We start from the raw sequence: 18,511 nt of genomic DNA, 5'->3' as shown, positions 1-18,511 counted from the left end.
TGTGCATCCTGTGAGTATTGGCCTTATAATCGCATCCATCTTGACGAAAGCAAAGGATAGAAATACATGGCCATGACAGATACGCAGTTCCATCAGCTCGCAGATGAGATGTTTCAAGCCATAGAAAACGCCATAGAAACGGCCATAGACGAACAGGATGCCGATGTGGATATCGATGCCAGTGGCAATGTGCTGCAGCTCGAGTTCCAGGACACCTCAAAAATCGTCATCAATAAGCAGGAACCTTTGCACCAGATTTGGATAGCCACCCGCTTCGGCGGTTATCATTTTTCCTATGTCGATGGTCAATGGCTGGATGAGCGCAACGGCGGCGAATTCATGCCCTTCGTGCTCGAATCCATCTATCGTCAGGGTGGCATTCGCCTCAGCCTCTGAACGGCTGCCTAGCCAGGCCTATGAATTAAAAGTCAATATCCTGCTCTGCGGCCACCAGACCGAAGGGGATCACCTGCAGCCGACCGGCGAGCCTCTGCAGGCTGAAGAATTGCGGCAGATTAAAGCTATGGCGGGCAGGACTCGAGGCATCGAATGCATAGGCATGACTCACGCTCGCGACCAGCTCGGCCGAGTCGCCATCCGTCTGCACCTCATGGGTCAAGGCGTTGTCTTCATCCAGAATAAACACCTCCAGCCCTGACTCCCCCTGGTGCAGAAAATACTGTACCGCCCCCTTGGCGGCGAAGTCCCGGATGATCTCAGGCATGGCAATCTCAGGCATGGCAACCTGAGTCTCAGCCGCCGACCCGGGCGCCTGCCATGGCTCAGATGCAGCCTCGGTCCCGGACTCATGGCTCGAGACGCGATAATGCATGCCCTGGGGGGTGAAATACAGCCCATAGCGGGTCCCTGCCAGTGTGAGCTCCCGCATCCCGGGGGGCGATGACTGGGCATTCGGGCCCGGGGCAAAACTCTGGCGCAGCAGCTTGTCCACCCTGCGCTCGAGCCTGCGTCTGAGCCGCCGGGAGCAACCTATGACGCTTATCTCACTCGAAGGCGGCGTCCTGAGCAGCCCCGGGGTGACCCAAGACAGGGCCGCCAATAGCGCCTGCCGGCCATCGAACCTATGACACTGCCATTCCCCCCAGCTGCTGAGACTGATGACATCGATTGAACCCAGCATATTCTGCCCCCGCCTGCCGAGGGAAAATACATCGGCATTCGTGAGAGCGACGGCCAGCTCCTGTCCCCGCCAGCTCTGGGTGGGATCCTCATCCAGGTTCAGCATGAATATCAGCTTACGGTAATGCCAGGGGCGGCAGAGATCCAGCTTGGATACCCGCCAAGGCGCGCCGAGATGCCGGCGCAAGCGCCTGGACGCCAATGTCAGCGCCCTGGAGTCCACCCTGTTGGGCCCCAACTCATGCCAGCGGGTGCGGGCGGTCGCCACCCCGTTCAAGCAGGCCCAACTCAGCAGGGCTGCCGGGGTATTGGCGCGGTAAATACCGGCCCGGCCGATGAAATCCCGCCGTATGGGCTGGCCCAGGTACAAGTGGTAAAGCTGTTCCTGCCGGCTGTAGATCACAGTCAGATGCGGCTCGGCGACGGTCCGGCTCCACAAGGGATTAAGGATGGGCACCCGCTGTTTTTCCTGGCTGAAATAGGTATGCAGCTTGCGACTGAGCATGCCGAGCTCTTCGACTCTCAGGCCTTCACTCAGCCTGTGGGTCGACACGAAGCCCAGCAGTGTCTTGTAACTGCTGAGCAAAAGTTCGTTGAGCTGCTCGTTGAACCACTGCAGCTGGCCACTATGCCAATTGGCACTGTCATCCAGCGTCTGCAGCAGGCTCATGGGCCATTGCCAGTCGGCGACCAAGTGTTGCAGCCTGTGATAACGCCAGTCCCTGGCCGCTTGCGGGTCGCTCAGCCGGATAGCACACTTGAGATAAAAACAGCGGCGGACAATCTCCAGCCGCCGCCGGCTCCGCTGTTTGAGCAGATAGGCTTCTATGCTGTCGTATAGGAGAAAATAAGCGTCATTGGCACTGGAAAAATCGCCGGCCAGGGTGCGTTGCCAGAGGCTGTCACACAAGAGCCGGCTCCTGGGATAGTCGCTGGCATAGGCCTCGAGCAGCAAGACCTTGAGCAAGGCCTTATGCGGGGTGTCCAGCCCCTTATAAAGTTGCCACAAGGAGGCACCAAAATACTCGGTCGCGGGCAAGGTGTGAACATCCCCCAGATGCAACAGCGTCTCATCCGCTTCGGCCTCCGGCCACCAGGCCACAGTTAGGCCCGCGAGGCGGATCTGGCTGCGATAGAACTCTTCCAGCAGCAACCAGTGCTGGGTGCTGCCGCTATGCTCATGCCCCATGGCCTGCCCGGTATGGCCTGGTGAATGGCGGCCGCTGAACTGTTGCGGATGCACCAGATAGAAGTTGACCTCGAAGTCAAAACCGGCGAACCAGAGGCTGATGCCGGCCGCCTTTTGGCGCAATGCCGCCAGGGCTTCTGCGCCGAGCTCGGCCCTGTGCACCAGCCAGATGTCGACATCGCTGTTGGCATTCTGCCCAAAACTGCCTGTGCTGCCCATGGCGTAGATGCCCTTGAACACCCAGAGGGCGGTGTCATCCGGGTCCGGCCGCGGCAGCGCGAAAGTGTCACAGGCCTGCAACTCATCCGCCGATGCCAGGTAACCCAGGACTCCCCGCGGCGTCAGCGGCCCGTTGTAACCTGGCATGGCCTGGGCATGATGATGGAAAAACAACGGGATCAGGCGAAATAACTGCCGCTGCAACGGCGACAGCAAGGCCAAGGTGCGGGCCAGCCGCACCTTATTCAACCTTTCCGCTATTTCAGCCGCCCGAGCTACTGTTTTCATGCCAAAAAATGACTCAAACCGAGTAAAAAACGCCTATATGCTAGCAGCTTTCACCGGGGCGACAAAGAAATGCGATCCAGATCACATTTCAGCGCCATGCCACCGCCCGCAGAAGACAAAGAATGAGGCTGGACTTGTGACATAGACGGCCACTCGATGTTAGCATTGGGCTTATTACGCTTCCGACGGAACTCCAGGCATGTCATCCAATCTCATTCGTATCGCAACCCGTAAGAGCCCGCTGGCCATGTGGCAGGCAGAATTTGTTAAGGCCGAACTGGAGCGCATCCATTCGGGTCTCAGGGTTGAGCTCTTGCCCATGAGCACCAAAGGCGATGTGATCTTGGACACCCCACTGGCGAAAGTCGGAGGTAAGGGACTGTTTGTTAAAGAGTTGGAAGTGGCCATGCTGGAGCATGAAGCCGATATCGCAGTGCATTCGATGAAAGATGTCCCCGTGGACTTCCCCGACGGCCTGGGATTACAGGTCATATGTGAGCGTGACGATCCCCGCGATGCCTTCGTGTCCAATCGCTACACAAGTCTCGACGAACTGCCCGAGGGGGCCCTGGTGGGTACCTCCAGCCTGCGCCGCCAATGCCAGATCCGGGCCGCCAGACCAGATTTAATCATCAAAGATCTGCGGGGTAATGTCGGCACCCGGCTAGCGAAACTCGACAATGGCGATTACGACGCCATCATACTGGCGGCGGCCGGCCTGAAACGTCTGCAGCTGGAGAGCCGCATCGCCAGTTTCCTCTCTGCCGAGGAATCCCTGCCGGCCAACGGCCAGGGCGCCGTCGGCATTGAGTGTCGCAGCGATGATGCCAGGGTGCACGCCCTGCTGGCGCCGCTGGAGCATATGGAGACCCGCTACCGGGTACTGGCCGAGCGGGCCATGAATACCCGCCTGGAAGGGGGTTGCCAGGTGCCGATTGGCGCCTATGCCGAAATCGAGGGCAATACCCTGACACTGAGGGGCTTGGTCGGCAGCCCGGATGGTAAGCAGATCATTCGGGGCCAGGTCACGGGTCCCAAGACCCAGGCCACGCATCTGGGCACTGCCCTGGCGGAAGAATTGCTCGCCAAGGGTGCCAAGGCCATATTGGATGCAGTCTACGCCAACGCCTAGGCTCCGGGGATGAGAGTCTTACTCACCCGCCCCGACGGACGCAACGCCGCCATGGCCGCGGCCTTGTCCGCGCGGGGCATAGCTCACCTGGTCACGCCGCTGCTGGCGGTCGAACCCCTGAGCGGCGCCGCCTTGGAGGCGGGGCTGAACCGGTTGCAAACGGCAGACATACTGATTTTCATCAGCACCAATGCGGTGCACTATGCCCTCTCCTCCCGGTCGCGGCCACTGCCGTCCCAGGCCTGCTATGCGGTCGGTGATGCGACCTGGCAAGCCCTGAGCCAGCTGGGGATAGCCGCCGTCAAGGCGCCGGACGAACAGCAACAGACCGAAGGCCTGCTGACCCTGCCGGCCTTACGGGAGGTCAAAGGTAAACGCATAGTCATAGTTCGCGGCCAGGGTGGCCGGGAAACCTTGGCCGAACAGCTGCAGGCAAGAGGGGCCGAGGTCAGTTACCTGGAGGTCTACCGGCGTGTCTGTCCGCCACTCGAACCGCAGCAGATCTTGGCCCAATGGCAGGCTTTTGGGATAGATACGATACTGGTCACCAGCGGGGAAATCCTGGAAAATCTGCTGGAACTGGTGCCGAAAGAGTTATTTTCATGGCTGCGCGCTTGTCATATCATAGTGCCCAGCCCCAGAATTTCGGCTCAGGCCAGTGCCGCCGGCTTGACCCGGGTGAGCCAGGCCAAAGGGGCCAACACCCAAGCCATGTTAGATGCACTTAAGCTGTAGCAGCGAGCTTTGATCTCATGAGTCCGAGCCCAGCGCAATTATTCACTCCGGCGGCATTAGCGCCTTCAAGGATGTTTCATGGAAAATAATCAGCAAGAGACCCACAAGGATACCCGGGAACCAGGCGTATCCGAGGCGAAAGAAGCGCGCCAGGAGTCGGGTCCAGAACAGGCCAATACACAGACCAAGACACAGGCCGGGCCCCGACGGCCAAAACCCGCGCAGGCGGGCTCAGGGGCCAATAAAGACTCAAACCAGCCGCAGCGTAGCTCCTGGCTGATGCGCCTCACTCTGGGGCTGAGTTTACTCCTGACCCTGATGGCCATAGGCGGCGGATACTACCTTTACCTTAAGTTGCTGGAACAAAACACCCGGGCAATGCAGCTGGAGACTCGCTTGCAACAGCGCCTGGACGAGCCGGTCAAACGTTTAAACCAGCTGGAGCAACAACAGCTGCTCGATGCCAAGGCCTATGAACACCTCACTGAGCTGAGCAAGGCCCAGACCCAGCTGCAGCAGCGCGTTGCCGCCTTGGCCCAGCGCAACCCGAACCATTGGATGGCCGCCGAGGCCGACTATCTGGTGCGCATGGCCGGGCGCAAGCTATGGCTGGAAAGAGATCCCCAGACCGCCGCAGGCCTGCTCAAGGCCGCCGATGAGCGCATCCTGGCGATGAAAGATCCGGCACTCATGCCCGTCAGAAAGGCGCTGGCCAGAGACATAGCCGCCACTGCCGCCATCAAAGGAACAGACATAGCAGGCACCGTGTTTACCTTGGATGCCATCATCGGCCAACTGGATAAGCTGCCACTGAACCGCGCCGAGGCGCAGGCAGGCACAGATGTGCAAGCCGAGGATGCCATGACGGACTCACTGAGCGACTGGCGGCAGAATTTGGCCAAAACCTGGAAGGCGCTGAGCGAAGATTTCATCACCATACGCAAGCGCACCACGGACATAGCCCCGCTGCTGGCGCCGGATCAGCAATGGTACCTGCTGGAGAACATACGCAACAAGCTGCTGCAATCACAACTGGCACTCTACAACTATGATGAAGTCAATTATCGCCAGTCGCTCGCCCTGGCACGCAAGTGGATACAACAGTATTTCAATCTGAACGACAACAAGACCAAGGAAACCCTGGCTGCCTTGGACGCCCTGGCCACCCTGAAGCTGGATACTGTGACCCTGACACAATTTGAGTCGACGCCGCTGTTACAGGAGCTCAGCAACTATGGCAACCTGATGGCACCAGAGGACACCTCCCTATGATCCGCGTCCTGGTCTATCTCGTCATCATTCTGCTCGGCCTCTGCCTGAGCCCCTTCCTGGTGGGCAATACGGGTTACATCTATATCGCCGCCGGCGATTACCAAATAGAGACCAGCATAGTCTTCGGGGTCATAGGCTTGATCTTCTTCTACAGCCTGTTACAGCTCATTGAATGGTTGGTGGTATTCGGTCTTAAGCTGATAATGAACAGCCGTTACCTGCCCGAGCGCTGGCGCAGGCATGCCGCCAGGAAACACACCCTCATGGGGGCCTTGGCACTGGCGGAAGAAGACTGGGCCGAAGCCGAGAAGGCCATGGTCAAAGGCGCCAGCAAAGGGGAAATTCCCACCCTGAACCTGTTGGCGGCAGCCAGGGCGGCACAGCAACAGCATAAAACGGCGGCCAGAAATAGTTACCTGGAGCAGGCGGCGCAAGATCCGGCCGCGGTTAATGCGGTCAATACCACCCGCGCCCGCTACCTGTTGCAACAGGGCGAATTGACTCAGGCCAGGGCCGAGCTGGATAAACTCGCCCCCACGAGTCGCAGCAAGCGCCCGGTACTCCAGCTGGCATTGGAGCTCTACCAGGCACAGAAAGACTGGCAGGCACTGAAACTCTTGTTGCCCATCATCAAGAAACGCCGGCTGCTCGAGCCGGCTCAGTTCGAGGCCCTCAGCAACCGCACCAATCGGGCACTGCTCGAGGCGGCAATGCATGACAGCGAACAAGAGCTGGAAAAATGCTGGCATTGGCTGAGCCGGGACGAACGTCAACAAGGCAGCAATCTCGCTACCTATGCCCTGGGGCTGAGCCGGTTCGAGCGCAGGGAGGAAGCCCTGAAGCTGTTGATGAAACGCCTCAAGGCCGGCGCCTGCAGCGACATCTTCTCTGTCTTGCCGCAGATAGCCAACGCCCATGATGCCGACATAAGGAAACAATTATCGGCCTATGAGACCAAGCTGGCACAGGATCCCGATTACCAGATCTGTGTCGCCAAACTCTCGCACCAGGCGCGGGAATTCAAGCAAGCCAAAGCCGCCTGGCAAAGCGCCTGCAACTTACGCCCGGACAAGGACTCATGGCTGGCCTTGGCTCAATTGCAGGAACAGTTGGGTGAACAACAGGACGCCAATCAAAGCTATCGCAAGGCGGCGAATGCCTGAGTTGCCAGACAGTTTTTGATATAATCTTTTACGATAAAAAAACCACCTCTTAGGTGGTTTTTTCTTTCCGCTCGACACCGCACCCTCTAACTCCAGCCTAAGAAACTGAATATACTGGGCTTATAGCCAATATCACCAGGTTTGGAAGCGCCACCGATAGCACATTTCCATGTGCTCATATTTGACAGATCTCAGAAGCCAACCAAGCTTTAGCTATTCAAATAACATAATCTCGCCGGGCCTGCATCCAGACCTCGGCGATTTTACGGATGAAAGAATTCGAGGTTCCTCCCATGAGTATTGCGATAAGTAACCAGGAAGCTGTTGTGATCAATCTTATCGGACAGCTCAAAGCCAGAGACAGCAGCGGCAACACCAGAGAACTCAACATAGGCGATCTCATCACCCAGGGAGAACAGCTCCTCTATGGTGCCGATGCCCATTTCCAGCTCGAGTATGCGGATGGTTCGAGGACCACGGAGCAAGATCTTACCCAGGAAGCCCCCCACACGGATGCAACTCAGGCGAGTGATACCCAGGACGCCGACATAGCCGCCCTGCAAGCCCAGCTTGTCGACGGCGCGGATCCCAGCACAGCACTGCCGGAAACCGCCGCCGGCGCCCCGGGCAACCAAGGCGACTTCGACTATGCTGCCATCGCCAGAACCGGGGATGAAACCCTGGCCAATGCAGGCTATGACACCTTGGGCTTCACCCAGCCTCTGGTTACGACCCAGAGCCCGGCTTCGATAGCCGAATCCCCGCTATCGAGCCTGTCGTCCAACATTATGAACTTCAACGAGGCCAATCTGCCCGCGGGTTCTGCCCCACAGAGTTCGGCCCTGACGCAACAGCAAAGCCTGTCGATTAACGCGCCTGCCGGCATAGCCAGTCTCAGCATCAACGGTGTCCTCGTCATCAACAACGGCGAGTTCGCAGGTCAGGTCAACATCGACACCGCCTATGGACTGCTCAGCATCACCGGCTTCGATCCTGTATCCGGCCTGCTGACATACAGCTTTACCCTCACCTCGGCAGCCTCTCATACCGAGGGTGACCCGCTCAGTGAGATCTTCACCCTACAGCTTATCGATGCCCAGGGAAGGCCTGTCGACTCGACCATTACCGTGAACCTGGTAGATGACTCACCCAGGGGGCAGGATGATGTGAACAGCCTAGCCGAGGATACAAGCCAAAGTATCTCGGGAAATGTATTGGACAATGATACCCCTGGGGCCGATTCCGGGCAGGTGTCCCAGGTGAGCAACGCCGCCGGTCAGAGCAGCGCTGTCGATGCTGTCGTTTCCATTCAGGGTGCCTATGGCGTGCTCACCCTGGCCGCCGATGGCAGTTACACCTATCAGCTCGACAATAACAATCCCACGGTTCAGGCGCTCGCCGAGGGGCAACAATTGCTGGAAACCTTTGCCTACCTGTTGACAGACGGTGATGGTGACAGCGTGACACAGGAACTGAGCATCACAGTCACAGGCAGCAACGACGCCCCCGTGATCACCTCGGTGCCAGGCTCCGGGGCCGATGCGGGCACTGTGGTAGAGGCGGGTAATGAAGACGATGGCACGCTTGTGCCAGGCACCCCGGAAGTGAGTGGCACTCTTACCGCCGGCGATGCCGACAACGGCGCCATTCTGACCTGGAGCACCAACGCCAGCAGCCAATACGGCAGTTTCAGCATAGATGCCAACAGCGGGCAATGGACCTATCACCTGGACAACGCCCTGGTCGACAGCCTGGCCGAAGGTCAGACTCTGGAAGAACAACTCCTGGTCACAGTCACGGATGAGCACGGTGCCAGCGCCACCCAGCTGGTGACTATCGCCATTCTGGGCACCAACGACTCCCCCATCATCACCTCGGGCGACCAAGATGCCAGCGGCGCCCTGGCCGAACCTATGACAGATGAGCCCGCCCGGATCGGCGGCACCCTCACTGCAGCGGACGTCGATAACGGCGCCGTGCTCAGCTGGAGCGGCAACGCCAGCGGCGTCTATGGTGAGTTCGCCATAGATTCGGCGACGGGGGCCTGGCGCTATAGCCTCAACGACAGCGCCCTGGTCGACGGCCTGGCCCAGGGTGAGACCCATGAAGAACAATTCCTGGTCACAGTCACAGACGAATTTGGTGCCACGGACACCCAATGGGTGACAGTTACGGTCACGGGCAGCAACGACGCGCCCGTCATCACCTCGGGCGACCAAGATGCCAGCGGCACAGTCATAGAAGCCGGGGTGCAGCCCGGCGGCAATCTGCCAGAACCTGGGGTGCTGCAGATCGGCGACACCCTCAGCGCCTCCGATGTCGATAACGGCGCCGTGCTCAGTTGGAGCGGCAACGCCAGCGGCGTCTATGGTGAGTTCGCCATAGATTCGGCGACAGGAGCCTGGACCTATAGCCTCAACGACAACGCCCTGGTCGACAGCCTGGCCCTGGGTGAGACCCATGAAGAACAATTCCTGGTCACGGTCACAGACGAGCACGGTGCCAGCGCCACCCAATGGGTCACCATCACAGTCACAGGCACCAATGACATGCCCATCATCACCTCAGGCAACCAAGATGCCAGTGGCGCCCTGGCCGAACCTATGACAGATGAGCCCGCCCGGGTCGGCGGCATCCTCACTGCAACGGATGTCGACAACGGCGCCGTACTCAACTGGAGCGGCAACGCCAGCGGCGTCTATGGTGAGTTCGCCATAGATTCGGCGACGGGGGCCTGGAGCTATAGCCTCAACGACAGCGCCCTGGTCGACGGCCTGGCCCAGGGTGAGACCCATGAAGAACAATTCCTGGTCACAGTCACAGACGAATTTGGTGCCACGGACACCCAATGGGTGACAGTCACGGTCACGGGCAGCAACGACGCGCCCGTCATCACCTCGGGCGACCAAGATGCCAGCGGCACAGTCATCGAAGCCGGGGTGCAGCCCGAAAATACCCCCTACACAGGCATAACAGCAACCGGCGGTACTCTGACCGCCTCCGATGTCGATAACGGCGCCGTGCTGAGTTGGAGCTTTGCACCCCAGGTCAATGCCTACGGCACTTTCGCCATAGACGCCAGTACTGGAGCTTGGACTTATGTCTTGAATAACAATGCCGCCGATAGCCTGGCGCTTGGTCAGTCCGCCGACGAAACCTTCCTGGTGACTGTCACGGATGAAAATGGCGCCACGGCCACGCAAGAGGTGACAGTCACAGTCATTGGCACCAACGATGCCCCCATACTGACAGTCGATGCCAGTGGCAGTGTGATAGAAGACATAGGCGTCGTTGCTGACATGATCTCGACCAAGGGTGCGCTGAATTTCACCGATGTCGATATAGGAGACACACATCAACTGAGTTTCGACTACAGAGGGGATATCAGCTGGAGTGGTGGCGTGTTAAGCCAGGCGCAGATAGCGGCGATAGTCGCAGGCTTCAGTGTCGATGGTGACAGCTGGGACTATAGCGTACTCAATAGCCTGATTGGCTTCCTCAGCCCGGGCGAGACCATCACCCTGAGCTTCGATGTGACTGTGACCGACAACAACCTGGCCACAGATACCCGAGTCGTCAGTATTACCCTCCAGGGTTCCAACGATGTCCCCATCGCCAATGCCGACACCAATATCGTCGATGAAGGCGTCGACGGCATGGCGGCGGCGCTGATCTCAGGACAGGTCATACAGGGTGAGGCCCATGGCGACGGCTATGCGGATCAGGCAGATACAGATCCCGAAGGCATGCCCGTCCAGCTGGTGCGGGTCTCCAGTTCGGTCGAGACCATAGGCGATGGTTCATCCCCCCTGAGCACCCATGTTATCCAGGGACAATATGGGGTGTTGACCATATACGCAGATGGCAGTTACAGCTATCAACTCAATGATGATAATCCAGATGTCGACCGACTCAACGAAGGTGACACCCTAGATGAAGTCTTCACCTATTGGATCGCCGACCCGGTTGGCGGCACGGCACAATCGACCCTAAGCATCACGATCAATGGGCATAACGATAGCGTCCGGGGAGAATTTGCCAAGGAAATCTGGATGCCGGCCTCAGTGGATGAACTCGTTAACCCCTATGGCGATGGCTACCCCATGAACATCAGCGCGCCCACGGATGTCGATGACGAGGTATTCATCACGGTCACAGGGCTGCCGGCGTTTGGCAGCATAGGTTACTACGAGGGGGGCGTTTTCCATGCCTTGAGCATGGATGAGGGACTGACGGCAGAACAACTGGGTAACCTGGTCTATATCCCTAACGGGGATGGCCTGCAGCATGATGTCAGCTTCACCTTCGAGTTGGTGGCGGGAGTTGAAACCGTTAACGGTGAATTTATCGTGCATACTGTGCCGATCAACAGCCTGGGTTCCCAGATTGTCAACATAGGCGACGGCTCATCGCCCCTCAACTCGGGTAACGCGCAAGACGCTGCACTGGTCATCACGGATGAATTTGCCGCCGCACTGAACACGGGGACGGCCCTCGGCAGCCTGGAACTGTTCACCGACTTCCAACAGCAACCCAATGCAGTGCCGGTCCCGATAGGGGAACGTGATGTCGGCGCTGTCGCCGGCGATGCACGGGAAACCGAAGTCTCGGTCACGCTCACCATCAATGGCATGGTCTTCATGGTGATTGCGGCCGATGCGGCCAACGCCATCACCCAGACCTGGAGCTATGATGCCGCTTCCGGCCTGATGAAGGCCAACATAGACTACTCGCACATGTTCCTGCTCGACAATGGTGTCCCCACCACCACCAGCCTGGCCGATTATCTGCTCCTCAATCAGCCCAATGCTGGCGATGTTTGGACTGTGACCTATCTGGACAATAATGGTGGTAACTTCCAGGCCAGGTTCGTGCAGGCGGTATTCACCCATGAGAATCTGCCCGATGCGGCCATCACCATAGTCGGCACGGATGACGTCAACAACCTGATCTTCGGCTCCACCCATGATGACTCGCTGACGGGTGCCAACCAGGATGACAGGATCTTTGGCCGTGAAGGAGACGATTCCCTCTCAGGGCTGGCGGGGAATGACGAACTCATTGGCGGCAGCGGCAACGACATCCTGAGTGGAGGCAGCGGGGATGATTACCTCGACGGCGGCACTGGCAATGACGGCCTCTCCGGCGGGGCAGGCAGTGATTATCTGATCGGCGGCACTGGCAGCGATGTCCTGGACGGAGGTGTAGACACGGCTCGTGATGCCTTCATCTGGGAAGTAGGTTCGGCCGATGGCAGCACGGACACAGTCATGAACTTCGATCCCGCCCATGATGTGCTCGACCTGTCGGATATTCTGCTCAATGAAGAGAATAATAACCTGGATGACTACCTGCAGTTTGATTTCTCTGGTGGCAATACCACGATAACCATAGACGCCAACGGGACCCTGGCAGGCGGTGACAATGTCACCATAGTGCTCGATGGCATAGACTTGTCGGTCACCTATGGCACCACGAATGAGTCGCAGATCATCGCCAATTTGATCGCAGATCATGCCTTGATTGTGGATCCCCAATCCCTCGACCCCTATCAAAATGACGTGTTGCCGAACGGGGTCAACATCCCCTGACAGGCCTCTTCAAACAGACGACCGCCGGCATGCACTCCAGCGATGCCGGCAGTCGCCGACTGTGGCTGTCACCCTTGGGTTTTCGACTAGAGCCACTGAAAAACAAAACTAAATTAGCCAGGCGACATAGCGCAACCCGGGTTCATCAACAATACTTACACTACTTTCATGCAGTCTTAGGGATGAGTAATTACTGTGCCCTCGACGACCACAAATAAAAAAGAACAATGGACTATTTCAGCCTCCCAGAGAGTCACTGTCGACCCTCTGCTGGATAGCCTGGTCTTGCTCACCGAATATTTCGGCACCCCCTGCTCGGCCGAATCCTTGGCGGCGGGCTTGCCCTTGTCGGGAGCTTGCCTGTCTCCTGAGTTGCTGCCCCAGGCGGCTGCACGTGCGGGCTTGGCGGTAAAACTTACCCGCAAAGGCCTGAACCTGATCTCCCCCATTCTCCTGCCCTGTATTCTGTTGCTCAAGGATCACCAGGCCTGCCTGCTGCGGCAACTTGACCCTAAGACAGATAGCGCCATCATTCAACTGCCGGACAGCGGGGGAGAACAAAGCCTCAGTTTTGCCGAGCTGGAGGCTCTCTATGTCGGCTACCTCTTCCTGGTGAAGCAGGAATATCGCGGTGACATGGGCTTCGATGTGCACCTCCACGACAACCGGCAGCACTGGTTGCTGCAGATACTGAAAGACTCGGCCCCCATCTACCGCGACGCCCTTATCGCTTCCGTGTTGGTCAATCTGTTCGCCTTGGTGTCACCCTTATTCATCATGAATGTCTACGATAAGGTGGTGCCCAACCTGGCCTTCGAGTCACTCTGGGTATTGGCCATAGGCGCAGGGATAGCCTATCTGTTTGACCTTGTCATGCGCCAGCTGCGCAGCTATTTGATCGATGTCGCAGGCAAAAAAGTCGACATCATAGTGTCCTCCCGGCTATTCGCCAAAGCGATCGGCATCCCGCTGGAGAAACGCTCCGCCAGCGTTGGCGGCATGGCACGGCAACTGGGGGAATTCGACAACATACGCGACATTCTCACTTCGGCCACCATTACCACCCTGGTCGACCTGCCCTTCGCCCTCTTTTTCCTGGCGATCATCTTCATTGTCGCCGGCGACCTGGCCCTGGCCCCCCTGACGGGTGGCCTGCTGATCCTGGGGTTTACCCTCTATACCCAACCCAGGCTCAAGGCCGCCATCGAAGAGAGCAACAAGTTTTCCAGCCTCAAGCATGGCCACCTGATCGAGAGCCTGGCGGCGATAGAGTCAATCAAGGCCAATGGTGCCGAAGGCCTGGTGCAGAAGAGCTGGCAACAGATGATAGGCCATACGGCCAACTGGCAATTGCGGGTGAAGAAACTGTCGGCTTCTGTCTCCAATGTCGCCAATTTCATGGTGCAGTGCACCGTGGTGTGCGTCGTCATCCTGGGGGTATACAGGGTGTCAGACAACGTTATCTCCATGGGGGGCATCATAGCCGCGGTGATCCTTTCCAGCAGGGCCATGGCCCCAATGGCGCAAATGGCCGGACTCATGACCCGTGCCAACCATACCGCCAGTGCCCTGCGGCAACTGAATAGCGTCATGACCCAGGAAGACGAATTCGAAACCAAGGGCCACCTGGTCAGCAAACAGCGACTGCAGGGCAAGATAGAGGCGGATCACCTGGGTTTCAGTTACCCAGGCTCGGAGAAGCCTGTGCTCAATCCCATGTCGCTGACGATTCAACCCGGCGAGCGAATTGCCATCATAGGCCGCAATGGCTCGGGCAAGAGCACACTGGCCAAATTGCTGCTGGGTCTGTATCAACCCAGCCGGGGCAGCTTGCGCTACGATGGCCTGGATTCGGCCCAGATCCATCCAAGTGACCTGCGCCGCAATTTCGGTTACCTGCCGCAGGATGTCACCCTATTCCATGGCTCGGTCCGGGACAACATACTCTTTGGTTCCCGCCAGGTCACAGAGCATCAGTTGATCCGGGCGGTGCAATTATCCGGCGTGAGCCTGTTCACCAACCTGGAGTCCGAAGGGTTGGACCAACAGGTAGGTGAAGGTGGCCTGTCGCTGAGCCGCGGCCAGCGACAAACGATCGCCCTGGCCAGGGCGACCCTGAACGACCCACCGCTTCTCCTGATGGATGAGCCCAGTGCCAGCCTGGATGCCAGGGCCGAGAAACAGTTCATCAGTGCCATGAAAAATGTCAGCAAAGACAGAACCTTGCTATTGATCACCCACAAGACACACCTGCTGCAATTGGTCGACCGCATCCTGGTTCTCGACAAGGGCCATCTCATCCTCGATGGCCCTAAAGATGAAGTACTGCAAAAACTCAGCTTCGGCCAACAGGCCGGGGAGCAGGAACAATGAGCCTTAGCAGCAAAGAACTCGACATGGTCGACGATGTCTACGGCGCCATGATGACAGATGCCCCCCCGGGTCATAGACTCACCATCTGGGCGCTGGCGATCATGGTGATCTGTTTCCTCATCTGGGCCTACTTTTCAAAGTTGGATCAGGTCACCACAGGCATGGGCAAGGTGATCCCCTCCTCGCAAGTGCAACTGATCCAGAGTTTGGATGGCGGCATATTGCAGGAAATTTATGTGCAGGAAGGCGCGCAGGTCAGCAAGGGGCAACCCCTGGTACGCATCGACGACACCCGCTTTCGCTCCGATTTTGCCCAGCAGGAGCAGGAAGTCTACAGCTTGCAGAGCAACATAATACGCCTGCGTGCCGAACTCGACAGCATACGCATTGCAGACATGTCATCCGACTGGCGCCAGCAGGTGCTCATCACCAAACAGGCGCTGATATTTCCGAGCGACTTGATCACCGCAGAGCCTGAGCTGGTCAGGCGTCAACAGGAGGAATATAACGGCCGGCTCGATAACCTGAGCAACCAGCTGGAAATTTTGGTGCGCCAGCTCCAACAAAGGCAACAGGAAGCGGCAGAGCTGACATCGAAAATAGGCACTCTGACCACGAGTTTTCAGCTGGTCTCACGCGAACTCGAACTCACCCGCCCCCTGGCCGATAAAGGCATAGTGCCCGAAGTCGAGCTGCTGAAGCTGGAACGTAGCGTCAACGACATTCAGGGCGAGCTGAAATCCATGCGCTTGCTGCGCCCGAAAATCAAGGCCTCGATGGACGAAGCCATCCTGAAACGTCGTGAGGCCGCCTTCGTCTATGCGGCGGATTTGAGGGCGCAACTCAATGAAATGCAGACGCGCCTGTCCAGGATGAATGAGGCCCAGGTCGGTGCTCAGGACAAGGTGAGCAAGGCGGTGATCAGCTCGCCGGTCAACGGCACCATAAAGACAATACATATGAATACCCTCGGCGGTGTGATCCAGCCGGGTGTCAACATAATAGAAATAGTGCCGTCGGAAGATCAATTGCTGATCGAAACCAAGATCCCCCCCAAAGACATCGCCTTCTTGCACCCTGGGTTGCCTGCCATAGTCAAGATCACCGCCTATGACTTCACCCGTTATGGCGGCCTCCTGGGCACAGTGGAACAGATCAGCGCCGATACCTCTCAGGATGAAAAGGGCAACAGTTTCTACCTGATACGGATCCGCACCCAGGAGTCCAGCCTGGTCAAAAATGATGGCACCCAGATGCCAATTATTCCCGGCATGTTGACCTCGGTCGATGTGATCACCGGCCAGAGATCTATCCTCGAGTACATTCTCAATCCAATACTAAGAGCAAAAGATACGGCGTTAAGAGAGCGCTAAGCCGATACCCAGGAGGGTTTGATATGAAAGACACTGTCGTTGAGCACCTGAAACGCAACACATTGGCCGCAGCACTCATGTTGCTGATGCTCCCCATAGGCGCTTACAGCCAAACATTGGAGCAGGCCGTCGCCTATACCCTGGATACCAATCCTGAACTTAACATTGCCTTCAACCGCTTCAAGGCACGTGAAGAACAAGTGAATCAGGCCATAGCCGGCTACATGCCCTCGGTCGATATCAGTGGCGGTTATGGCTATGAGAAAACCGACAGCCCCAACACCCGTCGCCGCCTGGATCTTAAAGACGGTGACAATGAGCTGGACAGGGGGGAGTTTGGTGTCAGCATCAGGCAGATCTTATTCGACGGCTTCTTCACCGGCAGCGAGGTGGACAGATTCAGCTTCGAGGCCAGTGCGGATCAATGGGCGCTCTACTCGGCCGCCGAAGACATGGCTTTGGATGTCAGCAAGGTCTATATCAACTATCTGCGCACCGAGCAGGTGCTGACCCTGGCGGAGAAGAACCTCAAGAGCCACCAGGATATCTATGCCCAGATCAAACAGAGAACCGATTCTGGCCTGGGCTCAGTGGCCGACTTATCCCAGATCACCGGGCGTTTGGCGCGGGCCAATGCCAATGTCATAGCGGCGCGCAATAATCTCTATGATGCCAAGGCCCAGTTCATCCGGGTCGTTGAATTGCCACCCGAAAGCTTGATCATCCCGGTACCGGATGCGGATATGCTGCCCAAAGACATAGCCGAAAGCATGCAACTGGCACAGGACAATCACCCCATACTCAAATCGGCCGCCAGCGACATTCACGCCGCCGAACAGGAAAAATCCTCGGCCCAGAGCAACTACTATCCCAAGGTCACCCTGGAGCTCAGCGGCAACTGGAACAACGACATCAATGGCGAGGACGGTGAGAGCCTCATCGCCAGCCAGAATGTCGGTGGCTATCACAACGACCTGCTCGCCATGGTGCGGGTGAAGTACAACCTGTTCGCCGGCGGTAAGGATCTGGCGAGGGAGAAAGAAACCGCCTACAAGCTGGGTGAAGCAAAGGATATTCGCCAACGCGCCCAGCGCCAGGTGCTCGAAGGCGTCAACCTGGCCTGGAATGCCTATGAGTTGTTGCCCCCCCAGAAAGGCTATATTCGCGAGCATGTCGTGGCGGCGAAGGACACCCAAATGGCCTATGCCCAGCAGTTCAACCTGGGGCAACGCACCCTGCTCGACTTGCTCGACACAGAGAATGAACTGTTCGAGGCCCGCAAGGATTACCTGCAGGCCGAATACGATGAAATCATCGCCAAGTACCGGGTACTCAATGCCACGGGGCGACTGCTCGACTCATTGAGAGTGACCCGGCCACAGGTCTGGCTCGGAGAACGCCACTACGAGGGAGGGGTAGCACAATGAAAACCTGCATTCTAATCTTAGGCATCATCTTGCTCTCGGCCTGCTCGATGCGCGACATGGCCTCGATGGATGAGCCAACAACCCAACTCAAAGATCTGCAAGATCTCGACAGGGACGGCGTCATCGAAGCTAGGGAGAGGTGCGCCGATACTTATCCGGGAGCCAGCATAGATAACTATGGCTGCGGCAGGGTAAAAGAAATCAATGAACGTCAGGAGCTGAAGATACTGTTCGCCAACGACTCTTTCTACATAGACCCCAAATATCATGGTCAGATAGAAAAAATTGCCGCCTTCATGGAGCAATATCCCAATACCAGGGTCACCATAGAAGGTCATTGCAGCAAGACTGGCTCCTACGAGCACAACATGAGCCTGTCACAGAACAGAGCCAATGCCGTCACCCAGGTACTGGCACAGAAGTTCGGCATAGATCCCGGGCGGCTGACGGCGATAGGCTATGGTTATGACAGGCCGGTCGACCCGACACACACCCAATTGGCGCATACCCGCAACCGCAGGGTGATCGCCGCGGTCACAGGCAGCGACAGCGCTGCCGACATGAAATGGACCATATACACGGTCGATGGGCCAATAAAATAAGGAAGCA

The 18,511-nt window shown here is 57.8% G+C and carries 11 protein-coding genes; 10 read left to right on the top strand and 1 reads right to left on the bottom strand.

Annotated elements, in window-relative coordinates:
• Nucleotides 1-66: 66 nt before the first annotated feature.
• Nucleotides 67-396 carry an iron donor protein CyaY gene (cyaY, locus tag HC757_RS08255; RefSeq protein ID WP_169563841.1) on the top strand — a complete coding sequence of 110 codons (330 nt, stop codon included), beginning with the start codon at nucleotides 67-69 and terminating at the stop codon, nucleotides 394-396.
• 25 nt (nucleotides 397-421) lie between these two features.
• On the opposite strand, the gene HC757_RS08250 is transcribed toward cyaY, so the two are convergent.
• Nucleotides 422-2,836 (bottom strand): class I adenylate cyclase, encoded by a 2,415-nt coding sequence (locus HC757_RS08250; protein ID WP_169563840.1) that lies wholly within the window; start codon nucleotides 2,834-2,836, stop codon nucleotides 422-424.
• A gap of 199 nt (nucleotides 2,837-3,035) precedes the next feature.
• On the opposite strand from HC757_RS08250, the gene hemC reads away from it, so the two are divergent.
• From hemC to HC757_RS08205, 9 genes are all read left to right on the top strand, one after another.
• Nucleotides 3,036-3,968 (top strand): hydroxymethylbilane synthase, encoded by a 933-nt coding sequence (hemC, locus tag HC757_RS08245; RefSeq protein ID WP_169563839.1) that lies wholly within the window; start codon nucleotides 3,036-3,038, stop codon nucleotides 3,966-3,968.
• 9 nt (nucleotides 3,969-3,977) lie between these two features.
• Entirely contained in the window at nucleotides 3,978-4,703 is a 726-nt protein-coding gene (locus tag HC757_RS08240; RefSeq protein WP_169563838.1) for a uroporphyrinogen-III synthase, read from the top strand.
• Nucleotides 4,704-4,781: 78 nt separating this feature from the next.
• Nucleotides 4,782-5,975, top strand: coding sequence for a uroporphyrinogen-III C-methyltransferase (locus HC757_RS08235; RefSeq protein ID WP_169563837.1), 1,194 nt, complete (start codon nucleotides 4,782-4,784; stop codon nucleotides 5,973-5,975).
• Nucleotides 5,972-7,138, top strand: a complete 1,167-nt coding sequence (locus HC757_RS08230; protein WP_169563836.1) for a heme biosynthesis HemY N-terminal domain-containing protein — start codon at nucleotides 5,972-5,974, stop codon at nucleotides 7,136-7,138. The genes HC757_RS08235 and HC757_RS08230 overlap by 4 nt, the downstream gene beginning before the upstream one ends.
• 293 nt (nucleotides 7,139-7,431) lie before the next feature.
• Nucleotides 7,432-12,729: a retention module-containing protein gene (locus HC757_RS08225; RefSeq protein WP_169563835.1), complete on the top strand. Its 5,298-nt coding sequence runs from the start codon at nucleotides 7,432-7,434 to the stop codon at nucleotides 12,727-12,729.
• Nucleotides 12,730-12,924: 195 nt separating this feature from the next.
• A complete protein-coding gene (locus HC757_RS08220) occupies nucleotides 12,925-15,102 on the top strand; it encodes a type I secretion system permease/ATPase (protein WP_169563834.1) in 2,178 nt (725 codons plus the stop codon).
• Nucleotides 15,099-16,475 carry an HlyD family type I secretion periplasmic adaptor subunit gene (locus HC757_RS08215; RefSeq protein ID WP_169563833.1) on the top strand — a complete coding sequence of 459 codons (1,377 nt, stop codon included), beginning with the start codon at nucleotides 15,099-15,101 and terminating at the stop codon, nucleotides 16,473-16,475. Before HC757_RS08220 ends, HC757_RS08215 begins: the two co-directional genes overlap by 4 nt.
• Before the next feature lie 77 nt (nucleotides 16,476-16,552).
• Entirely contained in the window at nucleotides 16,553-17,902 is a 1,350-nt protein-coding gene (locus HC757_RS08210; protein ID WP_425313957.1) for a TolC family outer membrane protein, read from the top strand.
• Complete coding sequence (locus tag HC757_RS08205) at nucleotides 17,899-18,504, top strand: OmpA family protein (protein WP_169563831.1); 606 nt, start codon at nucleotides 17,899-17,901, stop codon at nucleotides 18,502-18,504. The genes HC757_RS08210 and HC757_RS08205 overlap by 4 nt, the downstream gene beginning before the upstream one ends.
• The last annotated feature ends 7 nt before the right edge of the window (nucleotides 18,505-18,511 follow it).

Source organism: Shewanella salipaludis, assembly GCF_012911865.1.
GTDB classification, from domain to species: domain Bacteria; phylum Pseudomonadota; class Gammaproteobacteria; order Enterobacterales; family Shewanellaceae; genus Shewanella; species Shewanella salipaludis.
Note: the sequence above shows the minus strand (reverse complement) of the source record. Positions and strands in the feature narration are given on the sequence as shown.

What these genes read in the sequence shown, in the direction of transcription:
- hemC (WP_169563839.1), top strand. Translation starts at nt 3,036, where the DNA reads ATGTCATCCAATCTCATTCGTATCGCAACCCGTAAGAGCCCGCTGGCC.
- HC757_RS08225 (WP_169563835.1), top strand. Translation starts at nt 7,432, where the DNA reads ATGAGTATTGCGATAAGTAACCAGGAAGCTGTTGTGATCAATCTTATC.
- HC757_RS08215 (WP_169563833.1), top strand. Translation starts at nt 15,099, where the DNA reads ATGAGCCTTAGCAGCAAAGAACTCGACATGGTCGACGATGTCTACGGC.
- HC757_RS08240 (WP_169563838.1), top strand. Translation starts at nt 3,978, where the DNA reads ATGAGAGTCTTACTCACCCGCCCCGACGGACGCAACGCCGCCATGGCC.
- cyaY (WP_169563841.1), top strand. Translation starts at nt 67, where the DNA reads ATGGCCATGACAGATACGCAGTTCCATCAGCTCGCAGATGAGATGTTT.
- HC757_RS08250 (WP_169563840.1), bottom strand. Translation starts at nt 2,836, where the DNA reads ATGAAAACAGTAGCTCGGGCGGCTGAAATAGCGGAAAGGTTGAATAAG.
- HC757_RS08235 (WP_169563837.1), top strand. Translation starts at nt 4,782, where the DNA reads ATGGAAAATAATCAGCAAGAGACCCACAAGGATACCCGGGAACCAGGC.
- HC757_RS08205 (WP_169563831.1), top strand. Translation starts at nt 17,899, where the DNA reads ATGAAAACCTGCATTCTAATCTTAGGCATCATCTTGCTCTCGGCCTGC.
- HC757_RS08230 (WP_169563836.1), top strand. Translation starts at nt 5,972, where the DNA reads ATGATCCGCGTCCTGGTCTATCTCGTCATCATTCTGCTCGGCCTCTGC.
- HC757_RS08210 (WP_425313957.1), top strand. Translation starts at nt 16,553, where the DNA reads ATGTTGCTGATGCTCCCCATAGGCGCTTACAGCCAAACATTGGAGCAG.